At 49.7% G+C, this 24,872-nt stretch carries 25 protein-coding genes; 9 read left to right on the top strand and 16 right to left on the bottom strand.

Annotated elements, in window-relative coordinates:
• The first annotated feature begins 7 nt into the window (after positions 1–7).
• Positions 8–2,170: an ATP-dependent DNA helicase DinG gene (gene dinG / locus RHD99_RS16980; RefSeq protein ID WP_309875403.1), complete on the top strand. Its 2,163-nt coding sequence runs from the start codon at positions 8–10 to the stop codon at positions 2,168–2,170.
• Between the two features lie 14 nt (positions 2,171–2,184).
• Complete coding sequence (gene ybiB / locus RHD99_RS16975; RefSeq protein WP_309875401.1) at positions 2,185–3,153, top strand: DNA-binding protein YbiB; 969 nt, start codon at positions 2,185–2,187, stop codon at positions 3,151–3,153.
• A 99-nt stretch (positions 3,154–3,252) separates the two neighbouring features.
• Here the strand turns inward: ybiB and ybiJ are convergent, their stop codons facing one another.
• Positions 3,253–3,513, bottom strand: coding sequence for a DUF1471 family protein YbiJ (gene ybiJ / locus RHD99_RS16970; protein WP_183271002.1), 261 nt, complete (start codon positions 3,511–3,513; stop codon positions 3,253–3,255).
• A 361-nt stretch (positions 3,514–3,874) separates the two neighbouring features.
• Here ybiJ and RHD99_RS16965 point away from each other — a divergent pair, with 361 nt between their 5' ends.
• Positions 3,875–4,696: a helix-turn-helix domain-containing protein gene (locus RHD99_RS16965; protein WP_309875398.1), complete on the top strand. Its 822-nt coding sequence runs from the start codon at positions 3,875–3,877 to the stop codon at positions 4,694–4,696.
• Positions 4,697–4,817: 121 nt separating this feature from the next.
• Here RHD99_RS16965 and RHD99_RS16960 read toward each other — a convergent pair whose 3' ends face one another.
• The 6 genes from RHD99_RS16960 to RHD99_RS16935 form a co-directional block, all read right to left on the bottom strand.
• Positions 4,818–5,123, bottom strand: coding sequence for a PTS sugar transporter subunit IIB (locus tag RHD99_RS16960; RefSeq protein ID WP_309875396.1), 306 nt, complete (start codon positions 5,121–5,123; stop codon positions 4,818–4,820).
• A complete protein-coding gene (locus RHD99_RS16955) occupies positions 5,098–6,567 on the bottom strand; it encodes a leucyl aminopeptidase (RefSeq protein WP_309875394.1) in 1,470 nt (489 codons plus the stop codon). The genes RHD99_RS16960 and RHD99_RS16955 overlap by 26 nt, the downstream gene beginning before the upstream one ends.
• Entirely contained in the window at positions 6,564–7,532 is a 969-nt protein-coding gene (locus tag RHD99_RS16950) for a glycosylasparaginase (RefSeq protein WP_309875393.1), read from the bottom strand. Before RHD99_RS16950 ends, RHD99_RS16955 begins: the two co-directional genes overlap by 4 nt.
• A gap of 7 nt (positions 7,533–7,539) precedes the next feature.
• The gene (celB, locus tag RHD99_RS16945) at positions 7,540–8,847 is read right to left on the bottom strand and encodes a PTS cellobiose transporter subunit IIC (protein WP_309875392.1); all 1,308 of its coding nucleotides are present in this window, start codon (positions 8,845–8,847) and stop codon (positions 7,540–7,542) included.
• Between the two features lie 219 nt (positions 8,848–9,066).
• Entirely contained in the window at positions 9,067–9,327 is a 261-nt protein-coding gene (mcbA, locus tag RHD99_RS16940) for a DUF1471 family periplasmic protein McbA (RefSeq protein WP_183270993.1), read from the bottom strand.
• A 178-nt stretch (positions 9,328–9,505) separates the two neighbouring features.
• On the bottom strand, positions 9,506–10,132 hold the full coding sequence (locus RHD99_RS16935) for a flavin reductase family protein (RefSeq protein ID WP_309875391.1): 627 nt from the start codon (positions 10,130–10,132) through the stop codon (positions 9,506–9,508).
• Between the two features lie 90 nt (positions 10,133–10,222).
• Here RHD99_RS16935 and rlmF point away from each other — a divergent pair, with 90 nt between their 5' ends.
• Positions 10,223–11,170, top strand: a complete 948-nt coding sequence (rlmF, locus tag RHD99_RS16930; protein WP_183270991.1) for a 23S rRNA (adenine(1618)-N(6))-methyltransferase RlmF — start codon at positions 10,223–10,225, stop codon at positions 11,168–11,170.
• Positions 11,171–11,614: 444 nt separating this feature from the next.
• On the opposite strand, the gene glnQ is transcribed toward rlmF, so the two are convergent.
• The 5 genes from glnQ to rhtA all read right to left on the bottom strand — a co-directional run bounded on the left by glnQ (position 11,615) and on the right by rhtA (position 15,993).
• On the bottom strand, positions 11,615–12,337 hold the full coding sequence (gene glnQ, locus RHD99_RS16925) for a glutamine ABC transporter ATP-binding protein GlnQ (protein WP_183270990.1): 723 nt from the start codon (positions 12,335–12,337) through the stop codon (positions 11,615–11,617).
• Positions 12,334–12,993 carry a glutamine ABC transporter permease GlnP gene (gene glnP / locus RHD99_RS16920; protein ID WP_183270989.1) on the bottom strand — a complete coding sequence of 220 codons (660 nt, stop codon included), beginning with the start codon at positions 12,991–12,993 and terminating at the stop codon, positions 12,334–12,336. The genes glnQ and glnP overlap by 4 nt, the downstream gene beginning before the upstream one ends.
• Positions 12,994–13,086: 93 nt before the next feature.
• Positions 13,087–13,833 (bottom strand): glutamine ABC transporter substrate-binding protein GlnH, encoded by a 747-nt coding sequence (gene glnH / locus RHD99_RS16915; protein ID WP_309875390.1) that lies wholly within the window; start codon positions 13,831–13,833, stop codon positions 13,087–13,089.
• A 364-nt stretch (positions 13,834–14,197) separates the two neighbouring features.
• Complete coding sequence (dps, locus tag RHD99_RS16910; protein WP_183270987.1) at positions 14,198–14,701, bottom strand: DNA starvation/stationary phase protection protein Dps; 504 nt, start codon at positions 14,699–14,701, stop codon at positions 14,198–14,200.
• A gap of 404 nt (positions 14,702–15,105) precedes the next feature.
• Positions 15,106–15,993: a threonine/homoserine exporter RhtA gene (gene rhtA, locus RHD99_RS16905; protein WP_309875389.1), complete on the bottom strand. Its 888-nt coding sequence runs from the start codon at positions 15,991–15,993 to the stop codon at positions 15,106–15,108.
• Between the two features lie 369 nt (positions 15,994–16,362).
• Here rhtA and ompX point away from each other — a divergent pair, with 369 nt between their 5' ends.
• The gene (gene ompX, locus RHD99_RS16900) at positions 16,363–16,869 is read left to right on the top strand and encodes an outer membrane protein OmpX (protein ID WP_183270985.1); all 507 of its coding nucleotides are present in this window, start codon (positions 16,363–16,365) and stop codon (positions 16,867–16,869) included.
• Between the two features lie 68 nt (positions 16,870–16,937).
• Here the strand turns inward: ompX and RHD99_RS16895 are convergent, their stop codons facing one another.
• Entirely contained in the window at positions 16,938–18,524 is a 1,587-nt protein-coding gene (locus RHD99_RS16895; protein ID WP_309875387.1) for a phosphoethanolamine transferase family protein, read from the bottom strand.
• A gap of 318 nt (positions 18,525–18,842) precedes the next feature.
• On the bottom strand, positions 18,843–18,971 hold the full coding sequence (gene mntS, locus RHD99_RS16890; RefSeq protein WP_183270983.1) for a manganase accumulation protein MntS: 129 nt from the start codon (positions 18,969–18,971) through the stop codon (positions 18,843–18,845).
• 190 nt (positions 18,972–19,161) lie between these two features.
• Between mntS and mntR the strand changes: the two genes are divergently transcribed.
• The gene (mntR, locus tag RHD99_RS16885) at positions 19,162–19,629 is read left to right on the top strand and encodes a manganese-binding transcriptional regulator MntR (RefSeq protein WP_064548362.1); all 468 of its coding nucleotides are present in this window, start codon (positions 19,162–19,164) and stop codon (positions 19,627–19,629) included.
• Between the two features lie 2 nt (positions 19,630–19,631).
• Complete coding sequence (locus RHD99_RS16880; RefSeq protein ID WP_309875383.1) at positions 19,632–20,750, top strand: SLC13 family permease; 1,119 nt, start codon at positions 19,632–19,634, stop codon at positions 20,748–20,750.
• A 36-nt stretch (positions 20,751–20,786) separates the two neighbouring features.
• Here the strand turns inward: RHD99_RS16880 and RHD99_RS16875 are convergent, their stop codons facing one another.
• Both RHD99_RS16875 and RHD99_RS16870 read right to left on the bottom strand, forming a co-directional pair.
• Positions 20,787–21,602, bottom strand: coding sequence for a Cof-type HAD-IIB family hydrolase (locus tag RHD99_RS16875; protein ID WP_309875382.1), 816 nt, complete (start codon positions 21,600–21,602; stop codon positions 20,787–20,789).
• Entirely contained in the window at positions 21,599–22,822 is a 1,224-nt protein-coding gene (locus tag RHD99_RS16870) for an MFS transporter (RefSeq protein ID WP_309875381.1), read from the bottom strand. The genes RHD99_RS16875 and RHD99_RS16870 overlap by 4 nt, the downstream gene beginning before the upstream one ends.
• Positions 22,823–22,928: 106 nt before the next feature.
• Here RHD99_RS16870 and RHD99_RS16865 point away from each other — a divergent pair, with 106 nt between their 5' ends.
• Both RHD99_RS16865 and RHD99_RS16860 read left to right on the top strand, forming a co-directional pair.
• Positions 22,929–23,474: a TetR/AcrR family transcriptional regulator gene (locus RHD99_RS16865; protein ID WP_309875379.1), complete on the top strand. Its 546-nt coding sequence runs from the start codon at positions 22,929–22,931 to the stop codon at positions 23,472–23,474.
• A gap of 158 nt (positions 23,475–23,632) precedes the next feature.
• Positions 23,633–24,868 (top strand): MFS transporter, encoded by a 1,236-nt coding sequence (locus RHD99_RS16860; RefSeq protein WP_309875377.1) that lies wholly within the window; start codon positions 23,633–23,635, stop codon positions 24,866–24,868.
• The last annotated feature ends 4 nt before the right edge of the window (positions 24,869–24,872 follow it).

Here is a 24,872-nt window from a genome sequence, read left to right as displayed (position 1 = left end):
GGTTTTTATGGCTTTGTCCTCTGCGCAAAAAGCGCAAATCGCTGCCTGGTATAAGGCGCTACAGCAACAGATCCCGGACTTTATTCCGCGCCCACCGCAACGGCAAATGATTGCCGAAGTGGCGAAAACGCTCGCGGGTGAAGAAGGGCGTCATCTGGCGATTGAGGCTCCCACTGGTGTTGGGAAAACCCTTTCTTACCTGATCCCCGGGATCGCCATCGCGCGTGGCGAGCAGAAAACGTTAGTCGTCAGCACCGCCAACGTTGCCCTACAGGATCAAATATTTAGCAAAGATTTACCGCTGCTACGCAAAATTATCCCCGACCTGAAATTTACCGCAGCCTTCGGGCGCGGGCGCTATGTTTGCCCACGAAACCTGGCAGCACTTGCGACGGATAACCTGGCGCAAGGCGATTTGCTGGCTTTTCTTGAAGATGAACTGGCTCCAACCAGTAAAGACGAACAGCAGCGCTGCGCAAAACTGAAAACCGATCTCGACGGTTACAAATGGGACGGATTGCGCGACCACACATCGCAATCCATTGATGACGATTTGTGGCGACGTTTGAGCACCGACAAAGCCAGTTGCCTGGGCCGCAATTGCCATTGGTATCGGGAATGCCCGTTCTTTGTGGCGCGGCGTGAAATTGACGATGCCGAAGTCGTGGTGGCGAATCACGCACTGGTGATGGCCGCCATGGAAAGTGATGCGGTTTTGCCAGAAGCGAAGAACCTGCTGCTGATTTTAGATGAAGGCCACCATTTACCGGATGTCGCTCGCGACGCGCTGGAAATGAGCGCGGAAATCACTCCCGGCTATAGTCGTTTGCAGTTTGATCTGTTCAGCAAACTGGTAGAAACCTGCATGGCGCAGTTTCGTCCGAAAAGCCCGCCGCCGCTGACGAACCCTGAGCGCTTGACCAATCATTGCGATGAAATCTACGAATTGCTGAGCTCGTTTAACAGCATTGTGTCGTTGTGGCTGCCGGGTGAGCAGGAAGCCGAACACCGCTTTGAAATGGGCATTTTGCCAGATGAAATCATGGCGATTTGTAAGCGTCTGGCGAAACTCATGGAAGGGCTACGCAGCCTGGCAGAGGCGCTGCTTAACGATCTTAGTGAAAAAACGGGCACTCACGACATTGTGCGTTTACACCGCTCGTTATTGCATATGAACCGTGCATTGGGGTATTTCGAGACGCAAAGCAAACTGTGGCGACTCTCGGCGATGGAACAGGCATCGGGCGCACCCGTCTCAAAATGGGTAACGCGCGACGTTCGTGAAGGGCAGCCGCATCTGTTCTTCCATTGCGTGGGTATCCGTGTCTGCGACCAGCTCGAGAAACTGGTGTGGCGTAATGTGCCGCACGTTATCGTGACATCGGCGACGCTTCGTTCGCTCAATAAATTCGACCGCCTGCAAGAGATGAGCGGTTTAAGCGAAAAAGCGGGCGATCGCTTTGTTGCGCTTGATTCACCGTTTAATCATGTCGAACAGGGAAAGCTGGTTATTCCACAGCTGACGGTTGAACCGACCATGGAAAACGAAGCCCAACATCTGGCTGAAATGGCGGCGTTTTTCCGTGCTGAATTGGCTAAAGGTGAGCATAAAGGGATGCTGGTGCTGTTTGCCAGTAACCGAGCGATGCAGGTGTTCCTGACTCATGTCACCGATCTGCGCCTGACCCTGTTAGTGCAGGGCGACCAGCCACGTTATCGTCTAGTGGAAACGCACCGTAAACGCGTTGAACAAGGCGAAACCAGTGTATTGGTTGGCCTGCAATCCTTTGCAGAAGGTCTGGATTTAAAGGGCGATTTACTCAGCCAGGTGCATATCCATAAAATTGCCTTCCCGCCTATCGACAGCCCGGTCGTAGTGACTGAAGGGGAATGGTTAAAAACACTGAAACGCTATCCTTTTGAAGTACAGAGTTTACCGAGCGCTTCATTTAATCTTATTCAACAAGTCGGACGTTTAATTCGCAGCCACGGCTGTTATGGTGAGGTGGTGATTTACGACCGGCGCCTGTTGACCAAAAATTATGGTCAGCGTCTACTGGGGGCGTTGCCGGTATTTCCGATAAGCCAGCCTGAAGCGCCAGCAGCTAAACTGATTGATACCAAACCGAAAAAGACCACGGTGCGGCGCAAACGTACGAGTAAGAAATAGAAAGGAGACTGTGAGTGGATTACCGTAAGATCATTAAAGAAGTTGGGCGGGGTAAGAACCACGCACGCGATCTGGATTTTGACACCGCTCGCGGCTTATATGCCCATATGCTCAGAGGTGAGGTGCCGGAACTGGAGCTCGGCGGTGTGCTGATTGCGCTGCGTATCAAAGGTGAAGGCGAGGCGGAGATGCTCGGCTTTTATGACGCGATGAAACATCATCTGATCTCCCTGACGCCACCGATTAACAAGCCGATGCCCATTGTAATTCCTTCTTATAACGGTGCGCGCAAACAAGCCAACCTTACGCCATTGCTGGCGATGCTGCTTAACCGTCTCGGTTTCCCGGTGGTGGTGCATGGCGTTAGCCACGATCCAACGCGCGTGTTAACAGAAACTATTTTTAAGCTGATGGGCATTGAGCCGACGGAGCATGCCGGCCAGGCGCAAGCCCGGCTGGACTCACATCATCCGGTCTATATCCCCATCAGTGCGCTATGTCCGCCAATGGAAAATCAACTCGCCATGCGTTGGCGGATGGGCGTGCGTAACAGTGCGCATACCCTCGCAAAACTGGCGACACCGTTTGAAGAAGACGCCGCACTGCGTCTGGCAAGCGTTTCACATCCTGAATATGTCCCGAAAGTGGCAAAATTCTTTGCAGACATTGGTGGGCGTGGCCTGTTGATGCACGGTACGGAAGGGGAGGTGTATGCCAATCCGCAACGCTGCCCGCAGATTACGCTTATCGACTCGTTGGGCGCACGCGTCGTCAGCGAGCGTCAAACGGAATTCAGTGACGAGGAAGTGGTGCTGCCAGCCGGGAAAGATCCGGAAGTGACCGCTCGATGGATAGAACGTTGCGTTGCCGGCGTTGAGCCGATTCCGCAATCCTTAAAAACGCAAATGGCCTGCTGCCTGGTGGCGACGGGCGAAGTAACAACGTTTGAAGAAGGTATTGCTCTGATTAATCAGGCTTTTTGATTCAGACGAAAAAAAGCCCGCGTAATTGGCGCGGGCAACAAGGGTATAACAGAGTCATTAAGTGCTTCAAAATGAGGGAATATCAGGTGTTGCTCAGGGTTATTTATAAATAACCGCGGTGCCGCTCATCTTGCCGTTAGTATTAGCAGAAGTGATGGAGTACGCTTTTGCGCCTGCTGCTTCTGCTTTATCTGCCAGTTTTGCTTCCAGTCCATCCAGAGTTGATGCGCCGTCTGCAGATACCACGCCTACTTTGTTTAAATTCTGAGCTTCAGCAGGATTGATAGATTGTGCAGCGAACGCGCCGAAAGAAAGAGTTGAAAGGGCGATGGCGGCTACAGCATATTTGATGGTTTTCATAGTTAATTTCTCGCAGGTTATTCTGTTTAGGGTGACGATGTTCCGTCGATGTGATTATGGTCACACTTTTAAGCAGAATAATAAATCGAATAGAATTGACTGGCTTGTTCAAATAATTTGAATTTATGTTAAATCATTGATATAAAAAATGATTAGCGTGCGAATTATCATTTCACTTTATATATCTTTGCATCCGCTTCGTTTACCGCACCTTTTGCTACTTTTTTTGTCAGCGCTGCCCCGCTCTGGTCTGCAATCGCTTGCGCGCTCTTTTTACGATAATGTGGCTATTAGCTCTTTGCGTGAGCTAACTTACTTTTATAATGAAGATCTTAATTAACAGTTTGCCACAAGAGGTTTGATGGAGATTAAGCTGCACTCCAACGCCACCACGACGCCGCGTACCCGTAAATATATTCAAAGCTCTGACAAGAGCGACAGCGAGCTGGCGGAAGAGCTGAATATTTCAGTGGATACCGTAAGGCGCTGGCGCAAACGGGATGACTGTTATGACAAATCTCATCGACCTAATACTATTCATCGCGCATTGAGCCATGAACAAGAGTCCATGCTGGTCTTTTTGCGTGTGCGTTTGGCACTTTCGCTTGATGAGCTTCTGGAAGCGGCGCAATTGCTGGTACAGCAGGGGATTTCCCGTGCGAGTGTCAGCAGAACACTGCAAAACTGGCAACAATCACGCCTGACTAAACCCGATTTAAAACAGCCTACCGGTCATCTTCGTCTTGATGTTTTCCCGCTGCCGGAAAGCATTAGCCACAAGCACGGCATGTTGCTGGCGTTTAGCTGCCCGGTTTCAGGTTTTCTTGCCGTGGCGCTGCGGGAGCGTAATGATGAGCAATCACTTGATGCGTTGGTGGGCTTTTTGCAACAGGGCTTGCTGTTGCAGGTGCTGTCATTGACGGCGAATACTGGCGAACTTGCCCGGCAACTGGCGCAAAAACTCCAGGTTCCCCTGCATGAAGCACAACCTGAAGCGTGGCAGGAAAGGGCAGCTGGTGGTGAATGGGCGCAGCCTCTGGAGCAGTTACTCAATGGTGAACGGTTCGATAAACGGTTAGGGTTTGGAGCCGTGTTGCTGGAATTTGAGGATTTGCTGAATCATCGAATTATCCGCAGCCGGTTGAAGAATCTCACACCGGCTGCATGGCTAAAATCTCGCTAAACTCGTCATACTTCAAGCTGTAGGTGCGTTGGCTGCACTCCCTCGCCTCAGTCACTTACCTAAGTAAGCTCCTGAGGACTCACTCCCTTGCCGCCTTCCTACAACTCGAATTATTTAGAGTTTAATTACAGAGAGATAGAGCGTGATCGAGGATCTTCTCTCCATTGACCATTCCGTAATCCATCATGTTAATGGTTTCAACGCGCTTGTTGAGCGCGGCGGCGATTTGCTTGTAATCAGCGAGCTTATAAGCAATCTGCGGGCCGAGCAGCGCGCAGTCAAAAGCCGTAATCGCGTTTTTAAAATCACTCATTCCTTTTGCCTGGATCTCAACTTCCAGCTCACGTTTTGCGGCAGCTTCTTGCATCCGTTTGACGACCAGACTGGTCGACATCCCTAAATCACATACCAGTAGAATCTTTTTCATTGGAGTTTCCTTTGCACAGATCGAGTAAGTATTGCGTCAATAGCAGAGCTGGACGGCCGCTGGCCTGCGTGAATTTACCGCGACAGAGTGCGGTTCCGCTGACATCTAAGTGCGCCCATGGCAACTGATGGCAGAACTTACTTAAAAAATGAGCGGCTGAGACGGCAATCGCCGCGTTGTTGGGAGGTGTATTGGTCAGATCGGCAATATGACTTTTGACCTGCGGATCAAAACTTTCGTCCAGCGGTAGCGGCCAGATCCGGTCCTGGGTTAAGTCGGCCGCCTGCTGTAGTTGTTGGCTCAATTGCGGGTTATTACTCATCAGACCCGAAATGTCGTAACCCAATGCTTTGACTACTGCGCCTGTCAGCGTGGCGACGTCGATTAATGCCGCCGGTTTAAAGCGTGTTGCGGTGTAGCTGAGCGCATCAGCCAGTACCAGGCGACCTTCTGCATCGGTGTTAATAATTTCGACGTTCAGACCGGCATGAGATTTCACCACATCACCCGGCAGCATGGCATTTTCACCCGGCATGTTTTCTGCCAGCGCCATCACGGCGACCACGTTCAGCGGAAGTTGTAGCGTTTTAACAATCTCCATTAGCCCGAAGACCACAGCAGCACCACACATGTCGTATTTCATGGTGCGCATCCCTTCGCCTTCTTTAAGCCACATACCACCCGTGTCGAAGGTGATGCCTTTGCCAACGAAGGCGTAATATGGCGCGTTTTCTGCCGCGCCTTGCCAGCGAAGTGTCACAAGGCGTGGAGGATTCTTGCTGCCTTTCCCTGTGGCATCAAGACAGCCTAAACCCAGCTCGCGCAGGGTGTTTTCGTCCAGAATATCGCAGTGAGTTTTCGGATGGGCGCTCGCCCAAGCTTGCGCCTGCTGCGCAACATCTTGCGGACGGCAGCCATTTGCAGGTGTGTCGGAAAGTTTGCGCGATAGAAACATGCCTTGAGCAATAGCCTGAGTTTGCGCGGCCAACTCATCGGCAAGCGTGTTGTGCTCTGTGCTCAAAAGCCAAAGCTGCCCGTTGCTTTCTTGCTGGCCTTGTCGAAAACCCAATTGTGGGAGCTGATAAAAGCGGTTCATCAACGCAACCAACAGAGTGCGCAGGCGAGTAAATACGGTGCAGTCTGCCAGATTGAAAGCGGAAATATCCAGCGCGACGGGATGCAAAACTGGGCTGGGCAAAAGAGTATTCAGGCTTTCGGTTAACTGGCGCAGGATTTCGGGGCGTTCAATCTGGCTCGAAGGCAAAAGAGTGAGCTGTTGGCAGAGGCCGTTTAAACCAAAGCGGGTGGATTGTGGCTCGTCACCGTGTGCCATTTCAGCAAGCAGCGGGCGCAATGCTTCTGGCCACGCATCCGTATGCGCTTTCCACAACATTAAATGGGCGTCTGTCCGGCATTGTGCAAGGGTAGTTATCTGGCATTTCATACAATCACCTCCGCAGTTATGCGCTCCAGGTAGGCATCAAGCCAGGCCTGATCTGCGGGGCGAATAAGCGTGTGCTTGCCTTCGCGAGTGGTCAAAAACACGGCTGGCGCTTGTGCGGGTGTGGCGACCGAAAACGAGAAGTTATCAATAGTGGTTGCGGCACCGTATTCACCGTGATTATTCATGCAAACGACAGACAAATCTCCGGCGCGACCAAAGCGGGCAATGAGCTGGCTTTCCAAATCGTAAACTGCGGATTCTGCCGCCTGTTGCGGTGACATGCCGCGCCCCATGCGGCTGACAATTTCGTAGCTGATGCAGCCTTTCATTAGATCTTCGCCAAGGCCGGTGGCTGTTGCGGCACCAATCTGGCTATCGGCATAAAATCCTGAACCAGAGACGGGGGAGTCACCGACGCGGCCGGGGCGTTTCATAAACAACCCGCTGGTTGAGGTGGCGACACACATTTGCTGATTTTGGTCGAGCGTGATAACGCCGACGGTGTCGTGCCCGGTGTACGGGCTTAAACCACGATCCAGTGTTTCACGTTTGCGTTTCAGGTAATGCTGATGGGCGCGGTCCGTCAGCATGTTTTTGTGTTCAAAGCCGTGGGCAAAAGCCCAGGTTTGGGCACCTTCACCCACCATAAAACTATTAAAGCGTTCGCGGCTTAATGCCTGGGCCACCAGAATGGGGTTAGCGATGTCGCGGATACTGGCGACTGCGCCGATGGCAAGCGTTGAGCCGTCCATAAACGCAGCGTCGAGTTCGACAACGCCTTGCTCGTTTGGCAAACCGCCGTAACCGACTGATTTATAGTAGGGATAATCTTCCACGCAGGTCACGGCCAGCACAGCAGCGCTGCTGGCATCGCCGCTTTCTTGCAGCATATTTGCAGCTTCAGCGACACCTTCCCAGGCCATGCGCCAGGTCGCTATCACGCCCCAGTTTGTCGATAACGTCATGTTTTACTTACTCCGTGGCGGGTTTGGTTGATGGGACAAGCGCCGGGGTTTCATTGGCCCGATATTGCTTATCCACCACTTTAAGGAATGGTAGATAGATGATGGCGCCGATCAGCAGGTTAATAAGCTGAATGATGGCACCGCTGAGATGTCCGGTAACGATAAAACCGCTTAGCACCGGAGGCAGTGTCCATGGGATATACACTCCAGTAGTGGTGGCAACCCAACCTATCGACATGGCGATGTACTGCACGGTAACCAGCACCAGCGGAACCAGGTTGAATGGGATGAGCATGATGGGGTTCATGATAACCGGCAGGCCAAAGAGCACCGGTTCGTTAATGTTGAAGATGGAAGAGCCTGCGGCAAGGCGTGAAACGTTTTTAATGTGCTGGCTGCGGGCAAAGAGCAGCATAGCAATCACCAGAGACAAAGTTGCACCGGCACCCCCCATCCAAATCATATCGTAGAACTGTTCGGTCACCACATGCGGTGGCAGCAAACCGGCTTGAGTTGCCGCCAGATTTTCCATCTGGTTTTCCATCCAGAAAGGCCGCAGGATGCCATTGACCATCGAACCGGAGTTAATACCGACCGACCACAAACTGGTAATGCTAAAGCAGGTAAACAGCGCCCCGATATAGGAGGTACCAAAGTGACGAATTGGCGTTGCGAGGACTTCATAAACAAACTGGTGAATGGTGTGGTAATCCGTTTTGGCGAACAGCACGCGAATTGCGAGTGCAATGACCAATATCAGCAGTGATGGGATCAGTGCGGCAAATGATTTCTGTACCGCTGGTGGCACGCCGTCTGGCATACGTATCACCCAGTTTTGACGTAGCATCCAGGCAAATAATTCCGTGCTGGCAAGTGCACCCAGCATCGCCACAAATAACCCTTTTGATCCCAGCCATTCCATCGGGATTAAGTTGCCAATCTCTGGAGTTTTAGCGAAAGGTGTGAGGATCAAAAAGCAGGAGAGCGACAAAATACCGGCTGACATTTTGTCAATGTCATAACGCTCGGCCAGACGGTAAGCGACCAAAAAGCTAATAAACACCGCCATGGTAGAGAAAATGGCATTAAACGGGATTTCTATAGTGGCAGACCAACCTTCACCAAAAATTGATGCCATAAACTGTTGATAAGCAGTGCTTGGGAAAGAGGAAATAACCAGCAGAATAGAACCCACAATAATAAACGGCATAAACGAGATATACGCATCGCGAATCGCTCCGAGATGGCGTTGTTGTGCCATTCTTCCCGCAAGCGGCATCAGCTTTGCTTCTATTGCGGCCATCAGGTTTTTCATTATTACCGCTCCGTAAGTCATCACAAGAGACAATTCTTGCGCTGCTTACAGTAGACGTTGTCAGGAGCAAATAAAGTGAGGTCATTCACAGATGGTCAATAAAAGTATCATGTGATTACTTATTTTTTCCGTGAAGAAAAAGAGGGGGGGCGTAAATAAAAAACGGCCCCCTGATAGAGAAGCCGTTATTACACATACCCCGGGGACAAACTATTCAGACTATTTATAAATAGTCGCGGTGCCAAACATACGTTCGTCACCACTGGCAGAGTTAACAATAAAACCTTTTGCACCTTCTTCTTTCGCTTTCTCACCAAGTTTGGCTTGTAGATCGTCAAGATTAGCGGCGCCAGAGACAGAGACGGTCCCTGCCGGACGCAGTTGACCTAGGTTGTCTTTAGAAAGTTGATCGGCGGCCATGGTAGCAAACGGTAATGTCGCAAGGGTGACAACCGCAGAAAAATACAGCAATTTTTTCATAATCACATCCTCTCGCTTTAGGGGGGCTGATAAAAAAACAATCAGCACTTGAAGTGTAGGTGCAATGCGGTAAATAAAAGACGCAAAAAATTGATTAACTTATGCTCATTTTTTGAACAACACAACTTGACGGAATACTTACAAATCATGCAGATACAGGATCATGATTTCGTTGGTTTTATCGCGCGTCAGGGCGAATTAAGTCAAAGCGATGGGCTTCATCAATGGTGTAATAAGCTGATGGACCGCCCGCGCGCAGCACCGGTTTTGCCAATGCAGTTTGGTAAATGCCCTCGATCAGCAGGGATTCATCGATATGTACCGCGACGACTTCACCCAGGACAAGCCAGGTATTGATAGCCGCCCCGTCAGCACCCGTTAGCTGAATGCACTGAGACAAGCGGCACTCGAAATTGACAGGACTTTCTGCCACCAGACTGGCTTTGACTTTTCGTCCTGCAACAGCGGTCAATCCGGCGCGAGTAAACTCATCTTCACCGTGCGGGATGGAGGCGGAGGTTTCATTCATCTGTTCGGCCAGTTCACGCGTGGTCAGGTTCCAGACAAACTCTTTGGTCTCAAGAATATTTTGTACGCTGTCTTTCCAACCGCTGCTGGCGAACCCAATAATCGGTGGTCGATAATTAAAGCAGTTAAAGAAACTGTACGGTGCCAGATTTCGTTGGCCTTGCTGATTGTAGGAGGCAATCCAGCCAATAGGGCGGGGACCGATAATGGCGTTCAATGGGTCGTGGGGCAAACCGTGGCCGTCGGCAGGTTCGTAGTAATAGCGTTTCGCGGACATAAGACCTCATTCAGTGATGAAATTGGCGTGGCGTATTTACCCCGCAGGTTTCACAGAGTATCTTACGCGACCACACAAGGAGAAGCCGCAATGAAAACCCCTGCCACCACTAAACCAGGTTTGCACCCACGTAACCGCCACCGTAACCGTTATGATTTCCCGGCGCTGACGCAAAGTAGCCCAGCGCTGAGCGCATTTCTACGCCCAGGACCACATGGCGATACGACAGTTGATTTTGCCGACCCTCTGGCAGTTAAAGCGCTCAATCAGGCGTTATTGGCGCATTTCTACGGGGTGAAACAGTGGGACATTCCAGAAGGTTTTCTTTGCCCTCCGGTGCCAGGACGTGCCGACTATATTCACCATCTGGCCGATTTACTGGCTGAAGGTAACGGCGGTGTGGTGCCTTCACAGGCTTCGGTGTTGGATGTGGGCGTTGGTGCGAACTGTATTTATCCACTGATAGGCCAGCACGAGTACGGCTGGCGCTTCACTGGGACAGATGTGGATGCTGAAGCTGTGCGTAATGCGACGGCGATTATTGATGCAAACCCAGGACTGTCGCGTCTTATTCGTGTGCGTCGCCAGAAAACGCCTACGGCGATTTTACCCGGCGTGATTCATAAGAATGAAATGTTTGATGCCACACTCTGCAATCCTCCGTTCCACGACTCTGCACAAGCGGCTCGCAGCGGTAGTGAGCGTAAACGCGTAAACCTCGGTCAGGACAAAGACGCCGCATTGAATTTTGGCGGCCGTGAGCAAGAACTGTGGTGTGAAGGTGGCGAAGTGGCATTCGTCAGCCAGATGATTAACGAGAGCAAAGCGTTTGGCCGTCAGGTTCAGTGGTTCACTTCGTTAGTGTCCCGTGGCGAAAACCTGCCGCTGATTTACCGCGTATTGCAGGAAGCGGGTGTCGAGAAAGTGGTGAAAAAAGAGATGGCCCAGGGGCAGAAACAGAGCCGTTTCATTGCCTGGACCTTTATGAATGATGCACAACGTGCTCGTTGGGCTGCAACGCGTTACAAGCCTTCATAATCCAATGGAACACCCTCACCCCGGCCCTCTCCCCCAGGAGAGGGAGAAAACGGTCTTGAGGGAGAATTCCGGATTATCCCCCTCTCCCCCAGGAGAGGTAGAAGACGGTCTTGAGGGATAATTTCGGATTATCCCCCTCTCCCCCAGGAGAGGGAGAAGACGGTCTTGAGGGAGAATTCCGGATTATCCCCTCTCCCCCAGGAAAGGGAGAAGACGGTCTTGGGGGAGAATTTCGGATTATCCCCTCTCCCCCAGGAAAGGGAGAAGACGGTCTTGGGGGAGAATTCCGGATTATCCTCTCTCCCCCAGGAGAGGGAGAAGACGGTCTTGAGGGAGAATTCCGGATTATCCTATCTCCCCCAGGAGAGGTAGAAGACGGTCTTGGGGGATAATTTCGGATTATCCCCTCTCCCTTGAGGGAGAGGGCTAGGGTGAGGGGGGAAATCAAGACACGTGCTGCAAGAATTCCTGCAAACGCTGGCTTGGTGGGTTATCAATCAACTCTTGCGGATTACCATCTTCAGCAATGCGCCCTTTATCAATGAAGATCAGGCGCGAAGCGACTTTGGCGGCAAATCCCACTTCGTGAGTGACGATAACCATCGTCATGCCTTCTTCTGCCAGATCCTGCATAACCTTCAACACTTCGTGGCGCAGTTCCGGGTCAAGGGCTGAGGTAGGCTCATCAAACAGCATCATTTTCGGCTTCACAGCCAACGCACGGGCAATCGCCACACGCTGTTGTTGGCCACCGGAAAGCTCTGACGGATAGTGATGTGCGCGTTCAGCAAGGCCCACTTTTGCCAATAGTTCTTTAGCCAGTTTATCGGCCGCGTCTTTTTTCAGACCACGCACACGAATCGGACCAAAGGCGACGTTTTCCAGCGCAGTCAGATGTGGGAACAGATAGAACTGTTGGAACACCATCCCAGCTTCCTGACGAATCAGGCGCTCATCTACTTTCGGATCATTCACTTTCAGACCGTCAACAAACAGGTCACCACTGGTGATGTCTTCCAGTTTGTTAATGCAACGCAGCAATGTGGATTTGCCGGAGCCTGACGGCCCGATAATCACCACCACCTCGCCCTGTTTAATGTTGAGGTCGATGTTATGCAGCACCTGGGTTTTGCCAAAGTGCTTAGAGACGTTTTTAAATTCAATCACAGGATTTTCATCCTTCTTTCAAGGCGACGCAGCACGAAGCTCAGCACCAAAGTAATAATCAGATAGAAGACTGCAACGGCGCTCCAAATCTCTAGCGCACGGAAGTTTCCTGCAATAATTTCTTGCCCCTGACGGGTCAGCTCAGCCACACCGATAACGATAAACAGCGACGTATCTTTGATGCTGATAATCCACTGGTTGCCCAGCGGCGGCAGCATACGGCGCAGAGCCAGCGGCATAATGACGTGGCGAATGGTTTCGCGCTTGGACAGACCGAGTGCAAGCCCGGCTTCCTGGAAGCCTTTATGAATCGACAGCACCGCACCACGGGTAATTTCCGCAATATAAGCACCGGAGTTGATCATAATGGTCACGACAGCCGCTGTGAACGGGTCGATGCGCAAGTCAGGGACTGCCATAGGCAGCGCGAAGTAGATGAACATCACCTGTACGACGATTGGCGTACCGCGGATGACTTCAATGAAAACTAATGCGATGTGGTTGGCAATCCAGCCGCCGTAGGTACGGGCGAAACCGGCCACCAGGCCAATGATCAGACCACCAAATAACCCGATGACCGAAATCAGCAAAGTCATTTTGGCGCCTTCAATCAAAAGCGGGATTGCAGGCCAAATGGCACTCCAGTCAAACTCCATGATGTGTTCCTGTTTTACTGTTATTTACCGTGGTTCAAAAATATCAGGGGCGAAAGCCGCCCCTTAGGTCTTGCTTACATCATTTTAGATTTATTATTTTGGTTCAGTGCCGAACCATTTTTTGTAGATTTCGTTGTACTTGCCGTTCTCTTTCAGTGTTTTCAGCGCGCCGTTAACTTTAGTGCGCAGTTCATCACTTCCTTTAGGGAAGGCGATGCCGTATTGCTGCGCTTCCAGAGAATCACCTACAGCCTTGAACTTGCCCTGGCCTGCAGTTTTGATGAAGTACAGAATGTTTGGTGTGTCGTGCAGTACGGCGTCAGCACGGTTAGTGCCCAGTTCCATATATGCGTTATCGATGTTCGGGAACTGACGCAGGTCTTTAGTTTTGATGTTAGCTTTCGCGTAATCAACGGAGCCGGTGCCGCTCTTCACAGCAACCACTTTACCGTCGAGATCTTTTACGCTTTTAACGCTGTCGTTGTCCGCTTTAACCATCACTAACAGGCCGCTTTTGTAATAGCCGTCAGAGAATTCGATAGCCTTTTGACGCTCAGGAGTAATGGTGATCCCCGCCAACGCCAGGTCAATGTTTTTGGTTTGCAGCGCAGGAATGATGCCGCTGAAATCCATAGGCTTGAGGGTGTAATCCAGTTTTAATTCTTTTGCTACGGCATCCCATAAATCGATATCAAAACCGACGTATTTGTCGCCTTGTTTGAATTCGAAAGGAACGAATGCGGTGTCGGTCGCAACGACCAGTTTCTTATCAGCGGCGTGGGAAGAAACCGCAAAAGCCAGGGTGAGTGCTGCCAGTGAAACTTTCAAAATCGACTTCATAGCATTTCCTTGTTTATCCATGGGGCAATCCCCTGCATCAGCAAACCGTAACATGAAAAAATCATGCCAAGTTTTCAACTTACTGTTTTTGCAAGGATGTGAATATGTAACATTGCACAATAATGGTTGCAAGCCAGTTACGATGCACTGTTATGGTGCCCAGTTTTGGTGCGTAAAATGGGGAGAAATGTTGAAGCCTATTTTTACCGCAGATTAAGGTGGTAAAACAATCATCTGTTAACGATTGTGTGAAGTGATTATTACAAATAAGTAACTTTTGCGGTGGGGGTTAACAAATCAATGCGCTAAAACAGTGCAAACATCCTCCCGAAGACGGGAGGATGAAGTCACTAATCGCTAGCAATTAATCAATATTTGACTCGATAAACCACAGGAACTTGTCCAGATCGCGCGAAGCCGCAGTCAGGATATCAGCGGTATCTTCGTCTTTGGCTTCACTGATTGCCTTACGCACATCGTTAGCCACAATCGCGTAACGATCGGCTAATTCTTTCAGATGATCCTGAACTGAGTGGATATCCAGCGGGTAACTTTTCAGTGGTGTTTTACTGTTAATGACTTGAGTCGTACCCAGCGCTACGCCTCCAAGTTGAACGGCGCGCTCAGCCATCGTGTCGAGGTGGTCAGTGAGGGCTGTGCGGAAACCGTCAAGCATCTCATGTACTGCAATAAAGTTTGCGCCACGCATATTCCAGTGCGCTTGCTTGGTAATCAACGACAAATCAATGAACTGGATGACCTGGCGATTGAGCAGCTCAATGGTAGCTTTCTTTTCACTGTCTGCAACATCGTTACGGGTAAACAGCAGATTGGTAGATTTGGTTTTTACCAGTTTAGCGGTAGTCATAATCTTTCATCCTCTTGATGTTATGTCCAATGAATTACCGGAAATAAGTATAGCACCGGATTTCATGTTCGCCGGAGTCGTTAATACCTATCAGATAAATAGAGATTAATTAATGGAATTTAGTAACTCATTGTTAATAAATGATTTTGAATATTATGTTGCAGGCGGTAAGAGAAATAAAACAAACATGAATATTGAATGGTAATAATTATTGTTTTCGCATAGAGGTAATGAAAAATAATCTTGAAATAACACGCGCTACATTGTTGCGGGGATGGGGTGAATTTCGGGAATTACGCGTGAAATATTACGGTCATATCACTCGTTGAACGAAGAATCAGATTTTAATAGATGAAATTATTTACCGTGATAACAATAACCACGGTAAATAATAATAGAGAAGGCTAATTTACATCGACGCTAGTAATCTGTGTTTCGCGCTTGAGGGTAAGCGTCGAGCCGACAGATGCGGCAATAATTGAGAGCAGCGCCAGCCATTGCACCAAAGTCAGATGTTCACCAAGGAACAACATCCCTGACAGTGCTGCGAGTCCGGGTTCCATACTCATTAGCGTGCCAAAGGTGCGTGTCGGTAATCGCGTGAGCGCAATCATTTCCAGCGAGTAGGGCAGAGCCGTCGATAACACCGCAACGCCGAGGCCTAACGGTAAAAGTGACCAATGCCAGAGGAGTTCCCCTGACTGCCATGCGCCAATTGGCACAAAGACAATTGCCGCAATAAGCGAACCAAATGCCACCGTTGCTGGCCCATGGTCGGCCCCCGCTTTCTGTCCAAACAGGATGTAAATTGCCCAACAAGCCCCGGCACCCAGGGCATAGGCGGCACCCGCGAGATCGACATGCGAAATTGATTGCCCGAGTGGTAACAAGAACCAAAGGCCCAATACCGCCAAAATCACCCAGATAAAATCCACCGCTCGGCGTGATGAAAACAGAGCCACGGCAAGCGGGCCGGTGAACTCAAGCGCGACAGCAATCCCGAGCGGCACTGTTTGGATAGATAAATAAAACAGGTAGTTCATGCCCCCGAGCGCCAGCCCGTACATCAATAAAGGGATGCGTTGCTCAGCTTTGAATCGGAGTCTCCACGGCTTAAAGACAACCACCAGAATCAATGTTCCCAGCGCCAGGCGTAACGCCGTCACTCCAGGCGCACCGACTAGTGGGAAAAGCGATTTCGCAAGTGATGCACCACTTTGAATGGAGGTCATCGCAATCAAAAGAACAACAATAGGTAACCATATGGGGGTTTTACGTGGCGATAACGGCATCCAGCATCCTGTCAGTCAGTGTCTATTTTGGTCAAGAAAGTAAAAGTGACCCCAGTGTAAATGATTAAGTTATGGCTGGTTGAGATTTCATTGAAAAAAATAATGGCCCGATGCAGTAAGATAACTGTGTGAATGCATAAGATTTGTTCGAAATTGTTTAAGAATTATCTGGATGACTATGTTGCATTTTATGCCAACAATTACGTCGCTTTCTGACAAAAAGTCTATGAATTTAAGGTAGTAGGATGTAATGGAAATGATCTGTTACATGAAAGGGTTCATTAGACAACGTAAATGTCGAAGAGTTTCTGACACAATTTTGATATATTAAAAACTTAGAAGTTACTTGAAGCACATTTGAGGTGGATTATGAAAAAAATTGCATGTCTTTCAGCACTGGCTTGTGTTCTGGCCGTTTCCGTTGGTACCGCATCTGCAGCAACTAGCACCGTAACCGGTGGCTACGCACAGAGCGATATGCAGGGCGTTGCTAACAAAGCTAGCGGTTTTAACCTGAAATACCGTTACGAAAACGACACCCCACTGGGTTACATCGGTTCTTTCACTTACACCGAGAAAAACCGTACTGAAGATGGCGTTTATAACAAAGGCCAATACTACGGTATCACTGCTGGTCCTGCTTACCGCATCAACGATTGGGCAAGCATCTACGGTGTAGTGGGTGTGGGTTACGGTAAATTCCAGAACACCGCTTTCCCTAACAAATCTGACACCAGCGACTACGGTTTCTCTTACGGCGCAGGTATGCAGTTTAACCCAATCGAAAACGTTGCACTGGACGTTTCCTACGAGCAGAGCCGCATCCGTAACGTTGATGTTGGCACCTGGATCGCAGGCGTGGGTTACCGCTTCTAATTTCACTCTTTTATCGAGTGAAAAAAAATCCGCCCTTAGTGGCGGATTTTTTATATCTACAATTTGAGTTACCGAGTCTTTGTTTCAAACACATCCGTCTGAAGGTGAGTATAGTCCACCTTTTTGAGCTTAAAGTTGGTGATGTAGATTGGCCCGGCATTTTGCTCAGAAATGAACTTATACTTCGGCGTTAATTCCTTGGTTTTAATCCCGGTCCACGCTGAGAAGAAGTTCAGGAAATCATTTGCTGAACGGCGTGCTTTTATCTGGCGATGCACTTTATCGTCACTGGACAGCACCATAAACGGTACCTGGAAGTTTTGTTGGAACGCATCATCATGCGCCAGATACTGCACATCAGTACCGCGTTCTTTGACAGCCAGACCGTGGTCAGAGAAGTAAACCATCGAGAAACTCTCGCCGCTATTTTGTAGCTGTTGGTAGAGTTGTTTTAGCAAATCGTCGGTTTGCGTCATGCTATAGATATAACAAGACGTCTCTTTCGACTGGACGAAATCTTTATACTTACCTTGTGTTCGGTCGCATGCTTGTGGATGCGAGCCCATCAAATGCAGCACAATTAATTGCGGTGTGGTTCGCGGTGTCGCAAATACTTGTGCCGTCATTTTGAGCAAGGCTTCGTCACGAGTATTTTTATCTGCTTCAAAATCACCGCTTTTCAGGAACTGCACTTCATCGGCGCGTTTGGCGATACTGGCAATGGCGGTATCGTACTCACCAATTTGCCCCTGATTTGAGAACCACCAGGTCTGGAAACCTGCACGGTTAGCAAGCGTAATAATGTTGTCTTGATATTGCGGTTTTCCATCAATCACACGGTTAAGCGTCATGCCCAGTGATTTCTGCGTCGAGCCGCTGGCGGCCACATAATCCATAAACAGATTGCCGTTGACCTGGCTGGCAAACGGGGTGTTGTCCCAATGGCCGCCGAATGCCCCTAACACGTCGCGGCGCGCGCTTTCACCAATTACCACCACGTAAGTTTGATATTTTGGTTTAACTGCCAGCACATTCCAGGTGTCCTTCATTTGCGCGAAGGCCTGCATGCGCGTTTGCTCATCAATAACTTCCTGATTATTGACTACAACATCTTTAACGAAGCGGAATACCGGGTAGCCGGAATCTTTGATTTTAAATACGCCGCCATATGCCAGGTTTTGTACCGGAGCGACAAAAAAACACACCACGCTAATGACCAGACATAAACTATCAAAATGGCACCAGAGGCGTTTTTTCGGCGCAACTTTGCGGCGCAAAGCAATAACACCGAGCGCAAGAATAAATAGCGATACTAAATAGCTGTACCACGGGAAGATGGTCATCAATTCCGTGGATTCTTCGAAATTAGTCGAGTGTAGGGCAAGCAAGGTATTAAAGTTTGGCGAGCCATAGGCCTGGCCAAATGGGAAATACATAGCAGCAATCAGGCTGCAAATCGCCAGTAAACCTTTTTGTAATTTGGGCGCACTGCGCCACAGCAGCAGTAAGACGCAACTGAATGCCACTGCATACATAATGCTAAATTCGTAACCGAGAGCAAAGTTAATCAATAAAGACTGAAGGAAATAAAAACCAGTCCACGGATTAAGCGCAACTGCGCGAATCGTCAGGGTATCTTTAACCGTTAAATTCATGTTTATCGAGATCTACTAAACGCCATGCGAAAACCCTGGCGACGAGGGTAAGAACCTGCCTGACAGACGGAAAAGAAGGGAACTGGACCGCATCTGCGAGCCGTTTCATGTGCAGGGCTGCAAGAAGATAGAGCGGTACGATAAGAAGATCAACTGATAAGAGAAGTGTGTTTTGCGAAACAGGTAGCAAATCCGACAAATAGTAGGGTTTAAGCGCCTCAGCGCGAGGTATTCACTGAATCTATTGAAATGAACTGTTACAAACAAGCTGCGGTTAAATTTCTGAGAGACTTAAGCAGAAGAAGGCAGGGCGGCTGCCTACGACTTAGGTTTTTCGCCCTGCTCTGGTTTCCCGGAAACCCAATCACATAACATGTTCAGCAGCATTAGCCGCACTTGAAATGGGGAATGTGTAAACACTTTCATGCACCTTTTAAATTCGCTCATTGTTTCCTCCCGTTCACTTCTGCTGCCCTTGATTCCCTTTAGGGCTGATTGCATTACATACAGATATAGCACAGGCTATATTGTATAGCTATTGCTAATTCGTTAAATTTTTGTGCTTACGTGATGCTGGTTTACAATGGGGCCAAACGTCGTCATTGGACGATGCCGCGCCACTGCATGAGGAAGCATCATGAGCCGTACGCCTGGCCAAAAAAATAAACAGAAAGTGACGCAGTTGGTAAATGTTGAAGAGCATGTCGAAGGCTTTCGGCAGGTGCGTGAAGCGCACCGTCGTGAATTAATTGATGACTACGTAGAGTTGATTTCAGATTTGATTCGCGAAGTTGGGGAAGTGCGCCAGGTAGACATGGCGGCACGACTCGGTGTTTCTCAGCCGACCGTTGCAAAAATGTTAAAAAGACTTGCTTCGGTTGGGCTTATAGAGCAAATACCGTGGCGTGGTGTGTTTCTGACAGCCGAAGGTGAAAAGCTGGCGCAAATCAGTCGTGAACGTCATCAGATCGTCGAGAACTTTTTCCTCGCATTGGGTATTAGCCCGGAAACCGCAAGGATTGACGCTGAAGGGGTAGAGCATCACGTCAGTGAAGAGACCCTGGCAGCCTTTCGCTTGTTTAGCGAGCAGCGAGGGTTCAAGTAGGAATGTTGTTAACCCTGGTTCGCCCTTTTGCTCGCGATCGATTCCTTCATCTATTGCTACTTATTGGTGTGGTTCTGAGTTTTTTCGCGCCTTTTCATCCAACCCTTTGGGCTAATGCCATTGATTGGCACACCATTATTACGCTTGCGGGCTTAATGATGTTGACCAAAGGCGTGGAGCTAAGTGGCTATTTCGATGTGTTGGGCCGTCGGATGGTGAAACGTTTTGATAATGAGCGAACGCTTGCCCTGTTTTTAATCAGCGCGGCGGCATTGCTCTCAACGTTTCTGACCAACGACGTTGCACTGTTTATCATCGTGCCGTTAACCATCACGCTGAAAAAAATGTGCGCGATCCCCATTAATCGGCTCATTATTTTTGAAGCGTTGGCAGTGAATGCTGGCTCAATGCTTACGCCAATTGGTAACCCGCAGAACATTTTGCTGTGGGGGCGTTCGGGTTTATCGTTCGGGGAATTTAGCTGGCAAATGGCCCCGCTGGCGCTGGCTATTATGCTCAGCCTGTTGGCGCTTAGTTGGTTCTGTTTTCCCAATAAAAAACTCATTTACCAGAGTCATGATAAAAAACATGACTGGCAGCCAAAACTGGTGCTGAGTTGTGTTGCCCTGTATGGGGTATTTATTGTCGCGCTGGAGCTAAAACAAGAGATCTGGGGACTGCTCGTCGTGGCCGCGGGGTTTCTGGTGCTGGCCCGCAGAGTATTGCTGAATATCGACTGGAGTTTGCTGTTGGTATTTATGGTGATGTTTATCGATGTGTATCTGATAACGCAGCTCCCGGTGTTACAGCACGCATTAGCAGGTATTAATCAGCTTTCTACAGGGGGACTATTCGCGCTGGGAATCGGTTTGTCGCAGGTGATCAGTAATGTTCCCTCGACGATTTTGCTGCTGAATTATGTGCCCGCGTCAATGTTGCTCGCTTTCGCGGTAAATATTGGCGGTTTTGGTCTGCTGCCTGGTTCGCTGGCGAATCTGATTGCCTTACGTATGGCCAACGATCGCCGTATTTGGGTACGTTTCCACTACTATTCATTGCCGATGTTATTGTGGGCGGCGGTGGTGGGGTACGGTTTATTGTTGTTGCTTAAAGCGTTGTAAAGTAAAAAGAGGGGCATATTTGCCCCTCTTTTCGAATCACTCGTTAAACGGCGACTCTTTCTTCAGAACTTTTTCAATCACATCCAACACACCTTGCTGGTTGCAATGTCCAGCCTGATAAGATGCAACGTGTTTAATTTTTTCAGGAGCATTGGCCATAGCAAAGCCGAATCTGGCCTGACGCAGCATCTCTATATCGTTACCGCCATCGCCAAACGTGACGACTTCGCTGTCATCAATACCCCATTTTTCTTGCAGTATCCGCAATCCGTTAGCTTTGTGAATGCCTGGAATGATAAGGTCAATCGAGCCATGGCCGCTGGAAACCGGCACCATAATGCCTTCGAATTGTTCTGCCAGCGAACTCATGGTGTCTTCCAACAAACTGTCGGGTAAATTCAGAGCAAATTTAAAGAAGATATCGTCGAGTCTTGAGAAATTGTCGACTAATTCGAGGCGGTGATAATACATGCGTGCCAATTTTTTGAACGCGTCGTCATAACTTTTCAGGGTATAACCGTTGCGCTTGCCACAGGCGATAATCTCCACATGTGGCAGTGTCAGCAGATGGTCGATAACGGTGTTGAACTGCTGTTGTGTCAACTCACCGTTGAACGTATCTTTGCCCTCGTTAACGACCCATCCCCCGTTGTCGGCAACGAATGAAATCTCGTGGGCAATCTCCGGGAAAAACGAAATTAACTGGTAATACTGGTTGCCACTGGCGACCACAAACCGAATACCTTGCTCTTTCATCTGCGCATATAGTTCAGCAAAACGTGCGCGGTTGTACTCTTTATTATCGTCGAGGAACGTTCCATCCATGTCGACGGCAATTAGTTTCACACTCATCGATTTCTCCGTTGAATTAACTCGGGTACAAGGTCTGTAGGTTTAGCGACGGCTTTCGCAACCAGGGCTGCAACCACCATCAAACTCAGTACTACCAGCATGGCCAGACGCAGGCCGTAATGCTCACCGAGGAAGCCCAGCAAAGGCGGGCCTACAAGGAACGCAATATAACCTGACGCGGCGACGACACTGACGCGAGTTGCCGGGTCTGGCCCGGTATCACCTGCGGCAGAGATGGTGAGCGGGAAACCAAGTGAAGTTCCCAATCCCCATAGAATCACGGAAATGCCAGCCACAAAGGCATTATCAACAAAGATGATGAGACCTATACCTAAAATCCCCATCACGGCACAGGCACGAACCACCGTCACGCGGCTGTAGCGGTCAATAAACCAACCGCCGGTAAAGCGCCCAACGGTCATTCCAAGCGTAAAGCCGACATAAATCATTGAGCCGGATGTGGGGCTAAAACCATGACCGTCGACCATCAGCAGAGGTAACCAGTCATTGGCGGAGCCTTCTGCAAACGCCATCGCCAGCACAATAGTGCCGATCAGTATCAGCTGAAGATCTTTATAAAACGGCGGGTGCGGTTCGTGCGCATCAACAGAGTTCGCATCGGCATTGTCCTTTCCTACGCCATGGGGGATTGCGGTAATCGCGATAATAATCGGTGCAATCACGATTAGGCCAATCACCAACAGATGCCCATAAGCAGTGACGTTAAAGGCCGTCAGACTCATGCCAATGCCCGCGCCAGCAAGTGTTCCCAGGCTGTAAAAACCGTGCATCATCGGTAGCACCGTTTTTTTCAGCAGGCCTTCCACAATGGCGCCTTCTACGTTCATCGCCACTTCAGACGAGCCAAGCCCCGCGCCTAAAATCGCAAGCCCCAGGGCAAACAACCAAGGTGACGAAAGGAACAGCGCAATCCCCATCACCAACATGCCGGTCACCATTAGCGTCATGCCGCTACGGATAATATTGCGCGTACCAAAACGCTTAACCAACCAACCGGAACAGAGAATACCGCTCATCGAGCCAATTGACAGGCCAAACAGCACGATGCCCATACCCGCGGTCGACACGCTGAGCGTGTCCCGGATAGCAGGAGTACGTGTAGCCCAGGAGGCCATAACAAGACCCGGCAGAAAGAAGAAGGCGAATAATGCCCAGGTGCGACGTTGTGTCGCTTTACGTTGGCTAATAGCGGCAGACATGGAGATACCGGTTGGCGATGAATGCGAATTACACTAGCAAGATTGTGTACATATGTACACATTGCCTGGTAAACTCTTTTGAGTCCGGTTTAAACGAGCGAAAATAATGAGCAAAGCCCCGCGCCGTAACGATCCTTCACGACGTGAACGCATTCTGCAAGCGACACTGGATATGCTGGTAGAGCATGGAATTAGCCATATTACACACCGCAAAATTGCTGAGGCAGCAGACGTTTCGTTAGGATCAATGACCTATTATTTCGACGGCATAGAATCATTGCTGAGCGAAGCATTCACGCAATTCGCCCTTCAGATGTCAGATGAGTACCGAAGTCGCATGGAGCAAGCCAGCAATCGCACCGAGGCTTGCGAAGCGATCGTCGATATGATTTGCGGCGAGAAAATGGCGACGTCCTACAACCTGCAAGTGATGTATCAACTTTATGCCTACGCCAACCGTAACCCCGCCTTGAAAATCATCATGCAAGACTGGATGTGTCGTAGCCAGCAAGTGCTGGAAACCTTCTTTGACCCGATAACCGCCCGAACGCTGGATGCTTTTATCGAAGGCATGACACTGCATTATGTGACTGACAGGCATCCGCTGAGCCGCGAAGATCTCAGCAGAATGCTGGCAAAAATTGTGGGATAAATTTGGCAGGTGATTTTCTGCGTATTGTTAGCTAGAGTTTGAAGCAGTTTCTTAATGTGAGTCTGTTACCAATGTAGTTGTTCCTTTCGCGATAAACACAGTTTTAAAACCGACGAATCGTCGGCGACTACTTTGTGCTTGTTGATAAGGGATAACTCATGTTTTTTCTCATTCTGCGTACGCTTCGCCAGCACCGCTGGTTTGCCCTGCTTGGGGCGGCATTACTCATCTCTTCAGTTGGAAACGGGCTGACTTACGTCATCGTTTTTGGAAAACTCCTCGCTCTTGAGGCGAAACCCTCGGTACTCACTCTTGCCTATATTCTCGCGCTAGCTCCCGGCTTACCGGGAAGTTATCTGGCCGAAAAGTTGCTCACCAAAATATCGCCTATTCCAGTTATGATTTTGTGTGAAATCATTGGGTTGATGGGGCTTGGATTGCCTGTATGGTCGTTATTTAGCGATAACCAGATCTTGTTACTTTCAAGTCAGGCAGTGGCGGCTTTTGCGGGCGGTATGATGGTTCCGGTGCTCAGCCAGACGTTAAAGAGTGGCCTTAAATCCGCAGAATTACCCGCTGCGTCTGGCCTGGAGACGTTTATCTTCGCGGCAAACGTGATACTTGGTATCGGCATCGGCACATTGCTTTATGGACGTATGGCGACATCGGCAATTCTCGCACTGGATGCGATGAGTTTTATTCTCGGGATAGTTCTGCTAATCGCGGCACACAGGGCGTATCGCCCAGTTTGTACTCCGGGACATGTTGAGGTTTTACCCAACCTCAACTGGCGGGAACTCACGCAAATGCAGCGTCGCAGCTTGCTATTTCTACCGGCAATCGCATTCGTTGGTGCACCCGCAATGGCCCTGTTACCTGCATTGGCGCCAAACTTTGGCGGCACATCTTCTGACTCTGGATTGATGTTGTTACTGGCTCGCAGTGTGGGACAACTCATCGGCCCGTTGCTGTTGTCTGAAGCACAGTTGCAGCGCCATACAGGGAAACTCAATGTGCTTATCATTTCGCTTGCCCTGTTTATTTGCTGCTACGCGCTGGTCTCAATCACTGATAAGCAATGGGTGGCGATGTTATTGATAGTCATGGCGCATATCTTTACTAACATCGTGTTCGTGCTGGCCACGCTAAACATCATGCAGACTTTTCCTGCTTCAATAACCGGCAGAGCGATGGCAAAGGCCTGGCGCTTCCAACTGGTTATCACCTTGATTTTACCCGTAATAGCAGGCTTTGCCGCTGACACGTACGACCCGGCATGGGTGCTATATCTCAGTTCCGGCGGTGGGTTTGCAGTAATGACTTGTATGCTGGTCGCAAACCAGAGAGTGGGGCGAAATGGAGGTAATGCTTTGAATTTTAAAAAGAGTGGGTAAACCT

It is taken from the genome of Buttiauxella selenatireducens (genome assembly GCF_031432975.1).
In the GTDB taxonomy this organism is placed as follows: Bacteria; Pseudomonadota; Gammaproteobacteria; order Enterobacterales; family Enterobacteriaceae; genus Buttiauxella; species Buttiauxella selenatireducens.
Note: the sequence above shows the minus strand (reverse complement) of the source record. Positions and strands in the feature narration are given on the sequence as shown.